15 protein-coding genes are annotated in these 15,999 nt (G+C 49.0%); 6 read left to right on the top strand and 9 right to left on the bottom strand.

From position 1 onward, the window contains the following. Positions 1 to 35: 35 nt before the first annotated feature. From PYCH_RS04165 to PYCH_RS04180, 4 genes are read right to left on the bottom strand one after another with little or no spacing between them, the layout of a single operon-like run. Positions 36 to 836, bottom strand: a complete 801-nt coding sequence (locus PYCH_RS04165; protein WP_013905594.1) for an SPL family radical SAM protein — start codon at positions 834 to 836, stop codon at positions 36 to 38. Then, the gene (locus tag PYCH_RS04170; RefSeq protein ID WP_013905595.1) at positions 833 to 2,281 is read right to left on the bottom strand and encodes an ATP-binding protein; all 1,449 of its coding nucleotides are present in this window, start codon (positions 2,279 to 2,281) and stop codon (positions 833 to 835) included. The genes PYCH_RS04165 and PYCH_RS04170 overlap by 4 nt, the downstream gene beginning before the upstream one ends. Before the next feature lie 45 nt (positions 2,282 to 2,326). Further along, positions 2,327 to 4,936: a DEAD/DEAH box helicase gene (locus PYCH_RS04175; protein ID WP_048058198.1), complete on the bottom strand. Its 2,610-nt coding sequence runs from the start codon at positions 4,934 to 4,936 to the stop codon at positions 2,327 to 2,329. After that, on the bottom strand, positions 4,911 to 5,867 hold the full coding sequence (locus PYCH_RS04180; protein ID WP_013905597.1) for an MBL fold metallo-hydrolase: 957 nt from the start codon (positions 5,865 to 5,867) through the stop codon (positions 4,911 to 4,913). The genes PYCH_RS04175 and PYCH_RS04180 overlap by 26 nt, the downstream gene beginning before the upstream one ends. A 789-nt stretch (positions 5,868 to 6,656) precedes the next feature. On the opposite strand from PYCH_RS04180, the gene PYCH_RS04185 reads away from it, so the two are divergent. The 6 genes from PYCH_RS04185 (at position 6,657) to PYCH_RS04210 (ending at position 12,171) form a co-directional block, all read left to right on the top strand. Continuing rightward, a complete protein-coding gene (locus PYCH_RS04185) occupies positions 6,657 to 7,265 on the top strand; it encodes an IS607 family transposase (RefSeq protein WP_048058365.1) in 609 nt (202 codons plus the stop codon). 72 nt (positions 7,266 to 7,337) lie between these two features. Further along, on the top strand, positions 7,338 to 8,543 hold the full coding sequence (locus tag PYCH_RS04190; protein ID WP_013905599.1) for an RNA-guided endonuclease InsQ/TnpB family protein: 1,206 nt from the start codon (positions 7,338 to 7,340) through the stop codon (positions 8,541 to 8,543). A gap of 310 nt (positions 8,544 to 8,853) precedes the next feature. Further along, positions 8,854 to 9,201, top strand: coding sequence for an ArsR/SmtB family transcription factor (locus PYCH_RS04195; RefSeq protein ID WP_013905600.1), 348 nt, complete (start codon positions 8,854 to 8,856; stop codon positions 9,199 to 9,201). 2 nt (positions 9,202 to 9,203) lie between these two features. Next, the gene (locus PYCH_RS04200; protein WP_013905601.1) at positions 9,204 to 11,159 is read left to right on the top strand and encodes a heavy metal translocating P-type ATPase; all 1,956 of its coding nucleotides are present in this window, start codon (positions 9,204 to 9,206) and stop codon (positions 11,157 to 11,159) included. Beyond that, positions 11,099 to 11,881, top strand: coding sequence for a hypothetical protein (locus tag PYCH_RS04205; RefSeq protein ID WP_148236192.1), 783 nt, complete (start codon positions 11,099 to 11,101; stop codon positions 11,879 to 11,881). The genes PYCH_RS04200 and PYCH_RS04205 overlap by 61 nt, the downstream gene beginning before the upstream one ends. A 47-nt stretch (positions 11,882 to 11,928) precedes the next feature. Further along, positions 11,929 to 12,171, top strand: a complete 243-nt coding sequence (locus PYCH_RS04210; RefSeq protein ID WP_013905603.1) for a hypothetical protein — start codon at positions 11,929 to 11,931, stop codon at positions 12,169 to 12,171. A 77-nt stretch (positions 12,172 to 12,248) separates the two neighbouring features. Here the strand turns inward: PYCH_RS04210 and PYCH_RS10020 are convergent, their stop codons facing one another. The 5 genes from PYCH_RS10020 to PYCH_RS04230 all read right to left on the bottom strand — a co-directional run bounded on the left by PYCH_RS10020 (position 12,249) and on the right by PYCH_RS04230 (position 15,998). Next, positions 12,249 to 12,941, bottom strand: coding sequence for a hypothetical protein (locus tag PYCH_RS10020; RefSeq protein ID WP_193383891.1), 693 nt, complete (start codon positions 12,939 to 12,941; stop codon positions 12,249 to 12,251). Then, positions 12,938 to 13,783 (bottom strand): hypothetical protein, encoded by an 846-nt coding sequence (locus PYCH_RS10025; protein ID WP_013905604.1) that lies wholly within the window; start codon positions 13,781 to 13,783, stop codon positions 12,938 to 12,940. Before PYCH_RS10025 ends, PYCH_RS10020 begins: the two co-directional genes overlap by 4 nt. 140 nt (positions 13,784 to 13,923) lie before the next feature. Further along, entirely contained in the window at positions 13,924 to 14,073 is a 150-nt protein-coding gene (locus PYCH_RS09780) for an N-acetyltransferase (protein WP_013905605.1), read from the bottom strand. 480 nt (positions 14,074 to 14,553) lie between these two features. Continuing rightward, positions 14,554 to 15,207, bottom strand: coding sequence for a DUF6775 family putative metallopeptidase (locus PYCH_RS04225; protein ID WP_013905606.1), 654 nt, complete (start codon positions 15,205 to 15,207; stop codon positions 14,554 to 14,556). Next, a complete protein-coding gene (locus PYCH_RS04230) occupies positions 15,207 to 15,998 on the bottom strand; it encodes a sulfide-dependent adenosine diphosphate thiazole synthase (protein ID WP_013905607.1) in 792 nt (263 codons plus the stop codon). The genes PYCH_RS04225 and PYCH_RS04230 overlap by 1 nt, the downstream gene beginning before the upstream one ends. Between the last annotated feature and the right edge of the window lies 1 nt (position 15,999).

Below are 15,999 nucleotides of genomic sequence, written 5' to 3' on the forward strand. Positions count from 1 at the left end.
AGGAGGGGGTTATTAAAGTTGTTCATGGTGACGGCTCAGGGAGAAACGAGCTCCCATCCGTGCTTGTGAGTCTCTATTCCCTCCACTCTAATCCCAAGCCTCCTTATTTCCTCCCTAAGGCCCTTTAAGAAGGTCTCAAACTTCTCATCATCCTTCAGCACAGAGTAACTCCCCGGATAGCTCTCCCGGAGCAGCTCCCGAAACTCCCTTCCCGCGGCCCAGAGATTAAGCACCTCGAAGAAGTAGTAATCGGTGAAATCCCGAGTCTCCTCCACGATTGCCCCCACGTCCGTAATCCCGGGTATTATCGGGCTTACAAAGACGTAGGTTCTTATGCCTTCCTCATAGAGCCTCTGAAGCGCCGTTATTCTGGTCCCTTGGACAGGTGCTAGTGGTTCGAAGAGTCTCTTCTCCCTCCCCTCGAAGCTGTTAATCGTCAGACCGACCTCAATAGAGCGGAACTCCTTGAAGAGATCCACGTCCCGGACAACGAGGGGAGACTTCGTTAGTATTGAGAGCTCGTTCCTCTTGTCCATGTAACGTAGAACCCGCCTCGTGAGCTTGAGCCTTGCTTCGATGGGTTGATAAGGGTCGCTCACGGTGGACATGACGATGCTCCCCTTCACACGCCTTCTCGCGAGCTCAGCCGCATTTATCTTCACCTCTACCCAGGTTCCCCAAGGTCCGTAATCCCGCCAGCGACAGAGGAACTTGGCGTAGCAGTATTTGCAGGCGAAAGCACAGCCTACGTACTGGTTCACGGCCCACTCAACACCCGGAATCCTCGAGCGGATGTATAGGCTTCTTACCTTCTTCTCCATGACCCCAAGCTTCATAGGCCCAAGTTCGTGCCAGAGCTTAAAAGGCTGTTCTTTGATATCGAGCGGCTGAGGAGGCTTTCGAAATCACTTAAATCCCACACCAGCCAGCCCTTTACCCTGAGTCTTTCCTTTCCCTTTAAGCTCTTTGCCACGAGCCCATAACGCTTTTCCCAGCTGTCGAGTCTGAGGAGCTCCGCTTTTCTCTCTAAGTCCTTTAAGATTCCGCGCGCCTCCCTTGCCGTTAGGTCCTTCCACTTAACCTCAACAAGCAGGGCTCTTTCCTCTTCCCCATCTAAGGCGACGACGTCTATCTCTTCGTTTTTATGCCACCATCTTCCGAGCTTCGTAAAGCGGAAACCCGTCAGCCTAAGAAAAACTCCGGGCTTTCTCACCAAACTCTCGAAAACGGTCCCCATATATGCATCGAAGTCTTCCCGCGAGCGTTCCCAGACCTCTTCCGCAAGGCCGGCCTCAAGGTGGCTCCTGTTGGGCAGGACATACCGGAACCAGAAGGCAAAGTAGTTGTCTGATATAGAGTAGAGGCCCCTTTTGCTCGCCTCCTTGTGCGTGGCCGTTATGGGGACTTCTCTCTCTACTATTCCGAGCCTTTGAAGGACTGTGAGATACTTGGAGACGAGACTCTTATCAAGACCCGTTGCGCTCACTATCTCCCCGAATCTTGTCCTGCCGCTTGCTATGGCTTCAAGTATCGCGAAGTAGTTGGCCGGCTCCCGGAGCTCTTCCCTCAGGAGTATTTCAGCCTCTTCGTACAGGTAACTCCCCTTTGACAGGACATTCTCAACAACGTTTTCCTTAAAGCTTTTCTCCGGGTCGAACTGGAGCAAGTATGCGGGAATTCCACCAACGACGCCGTAAACCTTTATGAGGTTCTCAACGCTGTAACTTGGAAGGAATTCACTGATATTAAAGAAGGGAATCTCGTCAACCTTCCACTGACCTGTTCTCCTGCCGTAGAGGGGACTTTTATAGCCAAGAACCTCGGTTTCCATCGTGGAGACACTTGAACCGCAGAGAATTAACATAAGCTTTGTCTTTGACAGCTTTAAGTCCCACGCCCGCTGGAGGAGGGAGAGAACGGGTCGATAATTTTCTATGAGGACTGGAAACTCGTCGATGATAAGAACAACTCTTTCATCTCCAATCTTCTCAGCGAATGCCATGAGGAGCTCGTCGATGTTCCCAAAGCTAATTCTCGAGAACAGTGGGTCACCCAAAAATTCGGCCATGAGCCTTTGGAGGTCCCTAATATTCTCGTGATAGGGCTTTTCCGTTGCAAGGAAATAAACATAAGGCTTATCTTTTGCGAAGTGAAGAAGCAGTTCAGTCTTTCCTATTCGCCTTCTGCCATAAATTATTATCAGCTCGGCCTTTTCGCTGGAGTACCTCCTTTCTAAGAACTCGAGCTCCCTCTCTCTGTCCACGAATATTTGTCTACTCATGAGTATAATACTCGTGCTTCAACTATTTAAGGCTTTCTGGCGCGGCTAAAGCACCCTCTCCCAGACCTTTATCGCGGCCCACTTGTCCAAGAATTCGTTGAATGTTCCGCATCTCGGGGAAAGGACGCAGATTGGGCATCCATCTGGACATTCGCATGACCTCAGGTGCTCATAGCTCCTTTCCATCAGCTCTCCTATCCTCTCGAAGAGGGTCCTGATGATACCAGTCCCGCCCTCGTTAGCGTCGTATATGAAGACTGTCGGTCCAAGGCCCAGAAAATTGTCGTAGCTGTATCCTCCGAGCTCCCTGGAATCTATGTGGGTAAAGGCCGGGGCAATCTTTATTAAGTTGTGCTCTATGGCGTGCAGTGCGGAACCCACGCCATCCCTACTGTCAACCATCTTCTTAATCGCGAAGGCGAGCTCCGGGTCGTCAAGCCCCGCCTCCCTCAAGGTCTCCTGGATGGCCCTCCTGATGTAGTGGGTCGTGGCCCCGAGCAGCGTTGGGAACAGCTTCCTCCTGTCGAGCCTGTTGAAGAGAAAGAGAGCGAGCTCCGAGTCCTTTTCGGCGGCCATTCCAAAGAAGTGCCTGAACTCTTCCTCGGGAACTTCTCTCACGTCCTCGGGAAAGACGAGCCACAGACCCTCCGTCTCGAACTCGTAAACGTAGGGTTCGTGAAAGGTAACGCGGGCAAAGACATCCCAGTCTCCCCAGCCTGCTATGGCAACAACATCTCCCTTCAGCACGCCCTCCTCCCTAAGCTTCGTGAGCCTCTCAACGTGGGTGGGCGTGTCCTTACCCCTAACGGCGTAGCCCGTGTACTCGTGTCTCACCCTCAGCTTGCCCCAATAGACCTTAACCCGCCCATGCTTCTTTTCCCCCGCTACGTCAAGGATTTCTATGGACTCGACCTTGCTCACTGAGGTTTCCAGATCCTTGGCCTCTATGGGCTTTGCGAAGATGAAATGGAACCTGCCAACCCTCACCTCGTCAAGGACCATATAGAGATGTCCCCTTGATGGGTAAACCATGCCGGGGAGCAGGCTTCTGTAGAACTCCAGCTTGTCAGCCTCCTCCACGACCAGTCCTTTTATTTTGAGCCAGTTCAAGAAGCGAAGCAGCTCTCCACCCTCTCTGCCCTTCAGGGCTGCCCTCACCCAGGGTTCATCGAGGACGATGATGTAGGAGTCCTCCCCCGCCGACCTTATGGAGGAATAGCTCGTTGGGGGAACTCTCAGCCTCAGCTCTTCCATTCCCGTGAGGGGGTTGCGCCGAAGGATGGCTAGACCTCGGGCCGCCAGCTTCTCCGCCGCCTTTCTCCAAGCTCCTGGGAGTCCTTCCAAATCAAGGACGCCTAGCTCGTTAAGAGCATAGTGGAGGTGCTTCTCCGCTATCCGCTCGTTGTCAAGGTTTACGGGTGTATGCTCCACGAGGCCCTTCTCGATTCCTTCGACAAGCTCCTCGAAGTGCTCTCTATAGTAGTAGTCGAGGCCGTTCCTCCTCAGAACTATGGCGTTTATGGCCTCCCTCTTAGGGTCTCTCCCGGCCCTTCCAAATCGCTGGATAAGGGAGAAGAGCCCATCAGGTGGTATGCCGTAATTAACCACGGCGTCGAGGTCCCCTATATCTATCCCGAGCTCCAAGGCGTTGGTCGTGAGAAGGGCGAGAAGCCTCCCCTCCCTGAAGGCCCTCTCGATTTCCCAGCGAATGGGCTTGGGCAGAGTCCCCTTATAGGTGGTCGTCACGTCAAAAGCCGGAGAGGCCAGGAGAAGCCTCATTACCCTTTCGGTCCCCTTCCTCGAGTCGAAAAAGACGAGCGTCTTTATTCCCCTCTCGGTGAGCCTCTCCACGATTACCCTGAGCAGTTGTTCTCCCGTGAGGCGGCGGGGCTCGAAGAGAATTATGTGCCTGCGAGGAAAGGGATTGCCACCCTCCGTTATCTCCTCAAATTCAAGGCCGAAAAACCTCTCGGCGAACTCCTTCGGGTTCCTCAGCGTGGCGGAGAGAGCAAGTATTTGGGGTCTTGCAGAGAGTCGAGCCAGCCTCAGAAAGAGCCTTCTGAAAACGTAGGCGACGTTCGTCCCGAAGACGCCCCTATAAACGTGGAGCTCGTCAACGACGATAAGCCTGAGGTTGCGAAGGAGCCAGCCATAGTCTCGCCACCTTGGCAATATGTTGTGGTGGAGCATATCTGGAGTCGTGAAGATGACGTGAGGCTTCTCCCTTAGGAGGGCCCTCCTTTCGGTCCAACCAACGTCCCCCGTGAGTATCCTAGCCTTGACGAGTCTCCCCGATATCTCCCTGAATAGCTCGTTCTCCCTTTGGAACTTCTCCCACTGGTTATTTATCAGAGCCCGTGTGGGATAGATGAGTAGATAGCGACCCTCTGGGTCCGAGAGGATGCCATCGAATATCGCCAGCCTGAAGATCTCGCTCTTACCGCTCGCCGTCGGCGTGGCCACGACAACATTCTTGCCCGCGTAGAGCTTCTCGAGAGCCCTCACTTGGTGGCTATAGAGTCTGAAGCCAAGCCTCTGAACGAGCTCATTAACTTCGCGGTTTCTGAAGGAGAACTTCCCGTATTCTCCCTCCCTTGGCGGCAGCTCCGCGTACCTCACGATTTCGCTTTCAAGTCCCCTGAACACGTCCAGCATGCCCTTCCCCGCGGAGCTCTTTGATAAACTTCAGGATACCCTCAGGAATCTCCTGCTCCTCCCCTCTCTCCATCTTGTGGAGCTCCCTCCTATAGGCCTCCAAGGGAGCCTCCTCCCTCCCGAGGAACTCCGCAAAAGTTTTGGGCTTTTTGTCCAGAGCCTCAAAGAAGGCCTGATGGTTTTTGTCCCTCACGACGTGGTGGTCTATGACTAGCTCGGCGTTCGTCTCCTTTATTATCCTGTTTATGTTCCGGAGGGCAAGCTCTCTGACGTTGCCCACCCTGTAGCTCAGGTAGGTAGGAGGTCCGCCCGCTATCAGTAGGTCAGGGTTCTTCTCGATTATCCATTTCACGGCCGCCTCGTTTATGAGCTGGCTATCGCTGGCGTGAACGATTCTCCTCTTCCCGTCGTCCACCATCACCATGACAATAAAGCCAAGCTTCGAGCCCTCCCTCCCGTGGGGGACGGGCTGTGAGAACTCTAAGGTCACGCCTTCAAGGTCGAAGCTCTTCCCGTCCGAGAACTCAACTTTTCTGGCTATCGGTTCGACGTTCCTAAGGAACTCTCGAGCCCTCTTCCTCTGACTGTTGTTTATGTTCTCGGTCGGATGTTTCGTGAAGACAAGCTTTCCGGCGTAGAGCTCTTTAGCAATTTTGGCCGATGAGCTCTCGTAAATTCCTTCGAAGAATGGGGTGTGGTGGTCATAGTGATAGTGGGATATAGTTATGATAGTCGCCTCCCTGGCGTAGGCCTGAATGAGCTCCCTTGCCCTCCTCAGGGCATCGAACTCCGCCTTTGCCGGCGGGAGTGAGTACCTTTTGGGGCCCAGAGCGGCGCCCGGGTCTATTAGGATTCCAAGGCCCCCAGCCTTAACGTAGGTAACCAAGCTCCTTACCCCGAGACTTTCAGAAGCCAGTGGAACTATTTTCATCTCGCTCCCCCTGCATGAGTGTCATGGGAGATAAATTTAAGCATACCGCCCGAAAGACCTTGCTCTCGCGTAGGTATGACCGTCGTCGACGAGGATAAGGTCTGAACTTTTCTACTCACTGCTTCACCATGCTTTCTTTTTACTAAATTGGGTGGCAAAACTAAAATTTGAAAAATTTACTAACTAAACAGGAAAGAAAAAATAAAATTGCATAAAGCAAGAAGAAGAATTTATAAAGTTGAGTTGATACTCGGAACAACTCCTCTAGTCACGACCAGCCAATACTGCCGCAGTATGCAGTATTCGATGAAGTTTGAAAGCTGGAGAAAGTTGAATTCTTTATATTTGCATTATCTGGTTTTCTGATGTCCCCCGATGTAGATGTGAGGTGCACCACACCGAGGGGTGAGGGCTCTTGAAAACTGGAAGGGCGCTGTCGCTGTGCTAGTTCTTGCACTATCCTTAGCGCTGGTGGCGATGACCTTTCATACCATGACTTCTCATAACTAGGAGGACGTGAACTCGAGCTTCCTCTTGACAAAGACCACAACCGAAACTCCAAAGGCCCCAACGATAACAATCAGAACTAACATCTCCTGCCTTCTACCAAATTACACTGGCTACGCCTACATCTTTCCCAATGAGACGATAAGGCTGCTATTCTACCTTTGCTGTCCAGATGCTCTCAATAACTCGAAGATCGTACTTCTCTCGGCAGATTTCGGAATGAATACTGCCTCGCATGCCTCAGAAAGGAGGCCTTTAACCACTACCTTCTCGGAGTGCTGTATGAGGCTCTATCGGACGGGGAAAGCCTCACAGCTCTTGGGTATCAGTAAACCAACACTAATTAGAAAGATTAAATCTGGTGAGATTAGAGCGTATCGTGTTGGAAGAGAATACCGCATTCCAGAAAGCGAAATCAAGAGAATTCTTGAGGGCAAACTTCCTGACAAAGTTGTTATTTACGCCAGAGTTTCAAGCCGAGACCAAAAAGAGGACTTGGAGAGACAGGTTGAATACCTAAAAAACTACTGCTCCTCAAAAGGTTACCAAGTGGCTAAAATCCTCACCGACATTTCCTCCGGCCTGAACGAGAATAGGAGGGGCTTAAAACAGCTCTTCACATTAGTTGAGAGCGGAGAAGTTACCAAAGTCGTCATAACTTACCGGGATAGGCTCACTCGCTTTGGCTTCAAGTACCTCGAACAATACTTTAACTCCCACGGCGTTGAGATTGAAGTAATCTTCGACGATGAGGGGAAAACGCCAGAAAAGGAACTTGTTGAGGACTTGCTGGCAATAGTAACTTCCTTCGCTGGAAAGCTTTATGGAATGCGTTCTCACAGGAAAAAACGCCTCGTCGAGGCGGTAAAGAATGCCCTCAGAGACAATTAAACTCACGGCAAAATTCAAGTTGAAGGAACACCTGAAGAGTTAGATGAGCTTTTCCAAACTTATCGGGAAATCGTGAACTTTCTCATCACTCATGCTTTTGAGAACAACGTTACGAGCTTTTACCGGTTGAAGAAGGAGACTTACAAAGGCTTACGCAAGGAGTATCCAGAGCTTCCAAGCCATTACCTTTACACGGCCTGCCAGATGGCGACGGCAATATTCAAAAGTTTCAGAAAGCGGAGAAAGAAGGGGAAAGCTAAGGGGAAGCCTGTTTTCAAAAAAGAAGTCATAATGTTGGATGATCACTTGTTCAAACTCGATTTAGAAAACAAAACCGTAAAACTCTCCACTCTGAAGGGGAGAATCCAGTTAGAGTTTTATCCTGCAAGGTACCACGAGAAGTTTAAGGGCTGGAAGGTTGGGCAGGCTTGGTTAGTGAGAACACCGAAGGGAGCTTTTCTAAACGTTGTCTTCTCAAAGGAGGTTGAGATTAGAGAACCAACAACTTTTGTCGGCGTGGACTTGAACGAGAATAACGTAACGCTTTCCCTCCCAAATGGGGAGTTCGTTCAAATCATCACCCACGAGCGGGAGATTAGAACTGGCTACTTCGTGAAGAGGAGAAGAATCCAGAGGAAAATCCGGGGCGGAAAGAAAAGGAAAGAACTCCTCGAAAAGTATGGGCGGAGGGAGAGGAACAGGCTTAACGACCTTTACCACAAATTGGCCAATAAAATCGTCGAGCTGGCGGAAAAATACGGTGGCCTCGCCTTGGAGGATTTAACAGAAATCAGGGAGTCAATCAGGTATTCTGCCGAGATGAATGGAAGACTTCACCGCTGGAGTTTTAGGAAGCTTCAGAGCATTATCGAATACAAGGCCAAGCTGAGAGGGATTAAAGTTGTTTTTGTGGATCCTGCTCATACTTCCTCCCTGTGCCCGGTATGTGGGGGTAAGTTAAGCCCGAATGGGCACAGGGTTTTGAGTTGCAAGTGTGGGTTTGAGGCTGATAGAGATGTTGTTGGGAGTTGGAATATTCGCTTAAGAGCCTTGAAGATGTGGGGAGTCACCGTTCCCCCCAAAAGCCACCCAATGAGCCGAGGCTGGAAGGTTAGCCGTAACGACGTTTTACACACTTCACACAAGTTACGGCTAACCAGAACGGTTCCTGCTCATCGGCGAGAGGATTTTGACCCGGAGGAGGTTTCCCTCAACGAGGTCATTGAGACAATTGAGAAGTATGGCTATGAAGTCGAGATTGGCGACGAGGGATGTTAAGACTTCAAAATGCCTTAGATCCGGTTTGCGGAATGGAAGTTAGTGAAGAAACTGAATTCAAAGTAGAGTACAATTGAAAACTACTTTCGCTCTCCACACTGCAAAGCCCAGTTTGAGGCAAGTCCCGAGAAGTACGTCAATGACGAGGGAACTAATCACGCGCACAGAATGCATTAAGATGAATTGAGGCCCCAATTTCCCCAAACTTCCTCCTTAATGGGCCCCTTAAATACCAAGGGAGCCGTTTTAGGGTGTTCAATAACCTTTATAAAACATTTGCACAATTGCTCAAATGTAAAGGTGATGCTGGATGGTAGAGGTGTGCAAGGTTCACGAGGAGCATCTAGACAAGATTGAAAAAGCCAAGAGGAATCTACCAGATGACGAAACAATACTTGAGGCTTCCGACTTCTTTGACGCTTTAGGTAATCCCACAAGGCTTAAGATTCTCTTTGCTCTGCTGGAGGGGGAGCTCTGCACATGCGATCTTTCCAACATCACAGGCCTTTCAGTCTCAGCTATATCTCACCAGCTCAGGATTCTGAAGGATAGAAAAATCGTCAAATACAGGAAGGACGGGAAGAGCGTCTTTTATAGGCTGGATGACGAGCATATAAGGGAGATTTTGAAGGTCGTGTTAAAGCATATGGAGGAATAATCATGCCGAAGAAGCTTAAACTGGAAGGGCTCGACTGCGCAAGCTGTGCTTATGAAATAGAGGAGGCTTTAAAGAAGGAGGGCTTCGAGTTTGCTCTGGTCAACTTCACCACCAAAGAAGCCATAATAGAGGGGGACATCGAGAAGGCAAAGGAGATAATAAAGAAGGTTGAGCCGGGGGTTAAGATTATCGAAAAGGAGGAACATGAACACGACGACCCGAAGAGGATGCTCTACTTCATAATCCCCTCGCTCCTGCTGTTCGCCATCGGAATCGTCCTCAGGTACTACTACAACTACGACAACCCCTTTGTGTTCGGGATATTTGTGGTGAGCTACCTCCTCGTTGGCTGGAAGGTTTTGAGGAACGCCATCATAAACTCCATTCGTGGAAACGTCTTCGACGAGAACTTCCTCATAACCATAGCTACGCTGGGGGCCTTTGCCATTCATGAATATCCCGAAGCGGTTGCAGTTATGCTCTTCTACATCGTGGGTGAGTTCTTCCAGGACTTAGCCGTCAACAGGTCGAGGCGCTCTATTAAGGCGTTACTGGCATTAAAGGCGGAGTACGCAAACCTCAAGGTGGGCGATAAGATAGTAAGAGTCAAGCCCGAAGAACTTAAAGTGGGAGACATAATTGTCATAAAGCCCGGTGAGAGGGTTCCCGTTGATGGAGTTATCCTCGAGGGAAGCTCAAGCGTTGATACCTCCGCCTTAACCGGGGAAAGCGTTCCCAGGACTGTAAAGGAAGGGGAGGAAATCCTCTCGGGAATGGTGAACCTGAGCGGTCTTTTGACGGTTAAGGTTACGAAAGAGCTTAAGGAATCAACTATTTCGAGGATTCTTGAGCTTGTGGAGAACGCAAGCGCGAGAAAAGCTAAGACGGAGAAGTTCATAACACGCTTCGCCCACTACTATACGCCAGCTGTCGTCGGACTTGCGATGCTTATAGCTTTAATTCCACCGCTTGTCTTCGGCGAGCCCTTCTCGAAGTGGGTTTATAGAGCTTTGGTACTCCTCGTCATATCATGTCCATGTGCGCTTGTGCTCTCAATACCCCTCGGCTACTTCGGGGGTATTGGAAGAGCAGCGAGGGATGGAATACTCATCAAGGGCTCCAACTTCCTCGATGCCTTGAGCAGTGCTTCAATAGTTGCCTTTGACAAGACTGAAACGCTGACAAAGGGAGTCTTCAAGGTCACGAGGATAGAAACGAGGAATGGCTTTACCGAGGAGGAAATCCTCAAGTTCGCCGCCTTGGCGGAGGTCCACTCAAACCATCCTATAGCAAAGGCGATAAGAGAGGCTTATGGGAAGGAAATCAACGAAACTCAGGTAAAAGAGCATGAAGAGATAGCTGGACATGGCGTAAGGGCGAAGATAGACGGTATTGAGGTGATGGTGGGCAACGACAGGTTACTGCACAAGTTCAGCGTGGAGCACGACACCTGCCACGTTAAAGGAACGGTCGCCCACGTCGTCGTCAACGGAAAGTACGCGGGCTACATAGTGATCTCGGACGAGATAAAGGAAGATGCACTCGAGACTATCAAGGAGCTCAAGAAACTGGGAGTTAAGAAGATTATAATGGTTACAGGAGACAACAAAGATGTTGCGGCCGAGATAGCGAGGCATCTCAACTTAGATGGCTTCTATGCCGAGCTCCTGCCCGAGGACAAAGTTAAAGTCATAAAGGAACTGGAGAAAGGTAAAGCACCTAACGAGAAGATAGTCTTCGTTGGGGACGGCATAAACGACGCACCTGTGCTAGCGGTGGCCGACATCGGCGTGGCCATGGGCGCCTTGGGAAGCGACGCGGCGATAGAGACCGCCGATGTGGTGATAATGGATGATAAGCTGGCGAGATTGCGGGGGAAGAAACACTTAGGCGTAACATGCCCAATGGAGAGTACAACCTTTACTATCTTTTCAATGGAAGCGACTTGCTGTTTTTAGGGAGAAGTAATCCTCTACTCGGCGAACCATCAGTAGTGACTGAGATTAACGGAACCTTCTACATTCTCCAGCGCAAGCAGAGGGTAGTTCCCTACAAAACCGTCACCATGGCAGTCAACGGGGAGGCAAAGAACTTTACATTCACCGCTAAAAAAACCGAAATGAGAGTTTATCGCTTCGATGGTTGTGCATCTCTCATATGGAACTGCACAATACTTGAATTTCAGAACGGGACAGAGCGCACAAAATGTAATAGAACCGAGATTCTGAGCTACTTCGCCAACACCCCACAGAAAAGTCCATCAGGTGTCAAGGGAGTCATTGAGAACGGTTTCATAGTCTTTAGACTTGCAAATTTAACTTATGGGATTCTAGTGACTGAATTTGAGGAATATGTATCGGGCTTCTTTGGAAACAAAACGCTCAATGTACTCTCAACCCTTCATGCACTACCTGTCAGTGAGGGAATTCTCATCTATTACCCAGGAGATGTTAAAGTTAATGATGGGAGCTCCGCTTCAGAGTTACCGCTTCTGTTCTTTTATGACGGGAAAAAGCTAATTCACCTAAAAATGCATGTGGGTAGCGTACAGGAGCCTCCAGAATGTGGAGATAGGAGCAATTTTTCCCGAAGATTAACCCTCCCCAAGTCTTTAGTTGTTCTTACTGGAGCCATCCTAATGTTTATACTGGTTTACTGGGGGATTAGGAGGCATGTCTAGATCAATTTAAGCAGAATTGAAAAGGAGAGCCCTATATGTGTAAATGCATGTGGAAGGTAGAGCTTGTTCTTTTTCTATTGTCGCTTTCGTTGCTATCCTTCGTCTCGGCCACCAGATCCCTCTGCGGCCCCAATCCAGTTCTTGCCCCCACAGAATACTGCACATTTTATCCCTTCATCAAAGCCGAGGAAGACGACGCGATAATAATGCTCTCATGGGATGCCCTTGGCCCGGGGATGCAGGGGGCGGAGGAGCTTTTTATACTTTCCACGAAGGCCTATGGTATCTGAGCGACGGGAGGGCCGTAGACTCGAAAGGGCCGTGCATATTGAAGAACATCATCCCTCCCGAGGAAATCAGAGATGAGCTATGCCCCTGCACCCACGTCTCGATAAACTGCCGGCCTGCCAGTCCGCTCCCAAAGGGGATTCGATGGAGTCCTATGGGATCCTCTTGTTTGGAGCTGTGCTGGTGGCAGTACTTGCCTTCTTGAGAATAAAAAAGAGGAGCTAATTTTTATTTTTTTACTCCCTCCGTTTGTAGAGGTGGGACACACGTTCCCAAAACATGGTGGCATTGAGCCTGTTCCGTCATCTATGGTTGTAAAGTACATCGCAAGCTCGATGTTGTCGCCAGTTGCTTTAATATCCCTTTTTAATTTTAATATGGTAGCATAGCACAGTTGATTCGGTGGGGCATTCATAACTCTTATCCCATAGGTCACAACTGACTGAGAGGTTTTTGAATAGCTGAAGGATATGGAAAGCGAACCAATGCCCGGTAACTTACTCCATAGCCAGCTGGCGGCAGAACCTCCAAGTGGCACTGAATAAAATCTATAGCTCGAACTTCCTTGGAACTGGAAGACTATATTATCATACGTTCCATAGCCTGTTGTCCTGAAGACTTTTACCTTTGATCCAGTATTTTGTGTGGGGAAATGTGAGCTTACAAGGTGATCTGTAAGGAGCTTGCCTCTGTTTAGATCTCCCTCCTTTACTTCATAGAAGCCGCTCATCATGACTTCAATTGGGTATACCCCTGATATCGGAATGCTCACATACTGCTTTTTCCATTTGTCATATACATATATATCACAACAATGTACTTCAACGGGAGGTTGAGATATCTGTCAAGATAACCGTTATCTGTCTGGACATCGGGCTCGGGTGAGTAGCTGACCTTTAGCATCGAACCAGAGTATGAGGAACCAAAATCAATAACTGGAATTCCATCGACGCTGAAGCTCCACATGGCCCTCGTTGAAGTTGTTAATTGCAATCCCCATGATGCTCCTACTTTGTTAATCTTCTTGATTCCATGGGTTCGAACTTTAAGTCCCACAAAGGGAACCCATTCAACAAATGTTCGGGACTCTGAATAATATGAGTCTTTCAGATATTCCCAGTTTTCAATAATGCAATATCTGGCATTTAGCTCTTCATAACCCCATGGACATGTTGAAGTCCCAAACAACGAACGAACTTTATATCTTATCTTGGACGTTATGGGAATATTAAGGGAGGGACGCTTTGATGGTCGGGTAACATCCTCAATTGGGAACATTCCTCTGAGAGCAATTTTCCTACCTGGAACGAGGCTCTTAACACCGATTTTGCCGTCCTTTGTGAAGTACACCATCACTGGAGTTGGAGCTGAATGTAGATTCTCGGTTTTCAGACTCTTCCATTTCCTGCTCTTGCTTTTGAATGTAACAATTCCCCCAACAACCCCCTGTTTCAGGAGTTTAATTTCTCCGTCCGATGATGGTTGGAATATAAACGCCTTACCACTTCCTTGAATGTACACTCTCTCCACACTCAGAAACTCAGAAGCGGCCGTTCCAAGAGTTGTGGTTGCTATTATAGTAAGTAACAATACAAACACAACTTTTGTTTTCATGTCTTACACCTCACAAAGTTCGTCAATTTAGTTTAGGAATTATTATATATAAAATTTACTATCGAAAGTAGATAATAAACGGCCGTCTTTAATCCATACAGTCTGGGCGTAATTCTGTGGAATATTATGTTCATCGGGAGTCATTTGTTGTGGATAATACTCTTCACCATCCTGTAGAACCTGTAAGTTTTCCCTTCGAGCTCAACGCCGTGCTCCCTCTCAATGGAGTATCCGAGCTTTTTGTAGACCGCTATCGCTATCTCGTTGTCCTTTTCCACGTCGAGTGCCATTCTTTCGGCTATGGCCCAAATCCAAGTCCATTGACTCTCCGTCTAAGTACTTCTCGAGCCTCCTTGATTCTGAAGTTCCCAATGATAATATGCGTGGTTTTTCTTTTCGTCCGTATGATTAACTCAGTTCTATCCCCTTTGTGTCTTACTATGACCTTTAAGGGAATGTAGTTATCCAGATAGCGCTTTATCATTATTGGCACAAACGTTACTGTCCCAAGGATAGGTGTCAACACTATTAAAATGGGCACCAGCGAACCGGCTGTCATTATTATCCCACCATTCCTGTTGTTTACTATGGCTGAGAGGTATTAATCCTTTGCGCTGGAGCGTTCAGATTTACCTTCCACTCTAGTTCTCACCAGCTTGAGATCTGGCTTTTTTGATAGTGTTCCTCCTTTAAGAAATGCTCGTAAGAGTACATTCACCCACAAGCCATGATATGATGGAAACCAGGGTACCTTCCGAAAGCTTCGCCCTTCAGGGCGGGGAGGAAGTCAGACAGTCTTCAAGCATCTTCCCATGTCTCTCGCAGAGCCCCTTTACCCTTTTTATCTCCTCCGTCGTGTGGCAATTGTGGAGCATGCACTTATTGTCTTCGCAGAAGACTTCTTCATGCTTGAAATACGCGTAGAACTGGAGGAGAAGCATCTTGAGAACTTTGCCGACATCGATGTCAATGACATCTTCAAAACCAAAGGAGAGCTTTATATAATATTGAGGCGGCTTCGCAGGGGCGTAGAGTATACCCTTGAGTGAGATTATCGCCGCCGGCCCCATAACAATCATTCTGAGGTGGTATCTTCCATCCTCGTCAAACGTGGCAATAAGTCTGTCCGTAATGAGAACTGTCGGTTTGGAGACGTCAACATCGAGGCAGAAGTGCTTGAGCAGCTCAACGCCGTCGTAGATGACTCCCTTTATGAGACCCTTCCTCTCGTTGTCAACCTCTACTGGAAAGGGCTCGTAGAACTCCCTCTTATCTGGGCTTCTGACCCTTATGTAGGCCAAAAAGCGTGGGTCTTTAAACATGTAGGGCTTAAACTCTACTGGGAACTTGAAAAGGCTTCTTATCTCATCAAAAAATTGGAACGAATCCCAGATGCGGTCTTCGATGTAAACCTTCATGCCCATCACTCAAGTTCCTTGAGCTTTTCCAGGGCAACCTCCGCTGCTCTCTTCCCGCTGAGGAGCATCCCTCCGAAGGTTGGTCCCATCCTTGGGAGACCGAAGACCGTGGAGACGGCCATTCCCGTGACTATAAGCCCAGGATAGACTTCGCTCGTGTGGTTTATCACGGCGTCTTCGCTCTCCTCTACCCACATTGAACCATGTCCTCTGGTCTTTATTAGTCCTTTTTCCTCAAGCTTCTTAGCAACAACAGCATCGTGTCCGGTGGCGTCTATAACTATCTTTGATTCGAGAGCTATTGGGTCAACACATGTTATCTGTCTTGGTAAAGCTGAGACAGGGGTCCAGTTAACTACAACACCTGCGACTCTCCTGTCTCTTATAACAACATCATCGAAGCTCGTCATGTTGAGGAACTTCACCCCAGCATCACAGGCAGCCGCGATGAGTTTGGAGCATGCATGCGGACCATCGGCAACGTAGAGACCCTCCCTGTACTTCTCATAGGGGACGCCGAGCTCGTCGAGTATTTCCTGGGCGGGTGCTCTCACAGTAATCTTGTTCATTAGGAAACCACCTATCCAGAAGCCACCGCCAAGGTAGTTGTTTCTCTCTATAACCAAGACCTTTTTGCCTACCTTTGCAAGCTCTTTTGCCGCCATTAGACCACTTGGTCCAGCGCCCACAACTATAACGTCCGACTCCGTGTATTCCTTCAGCATATGGTAGAAGGTGTCCACTATTGCTGAGGTCACATCCTTTTCACTAACCTTTGCCAGTATTTTTGCCGTCATG

Origin of the sequence: Pyrococcus yayanosii CH1 (genome assembly GCF_000215995.1) — an archaeon.
GTDB lineage: Archaea > Methanobacteriota_B > Thermococci > Thermococcales > Thermococcaceae > Pyrococcus > Pyrococcus yayanosii.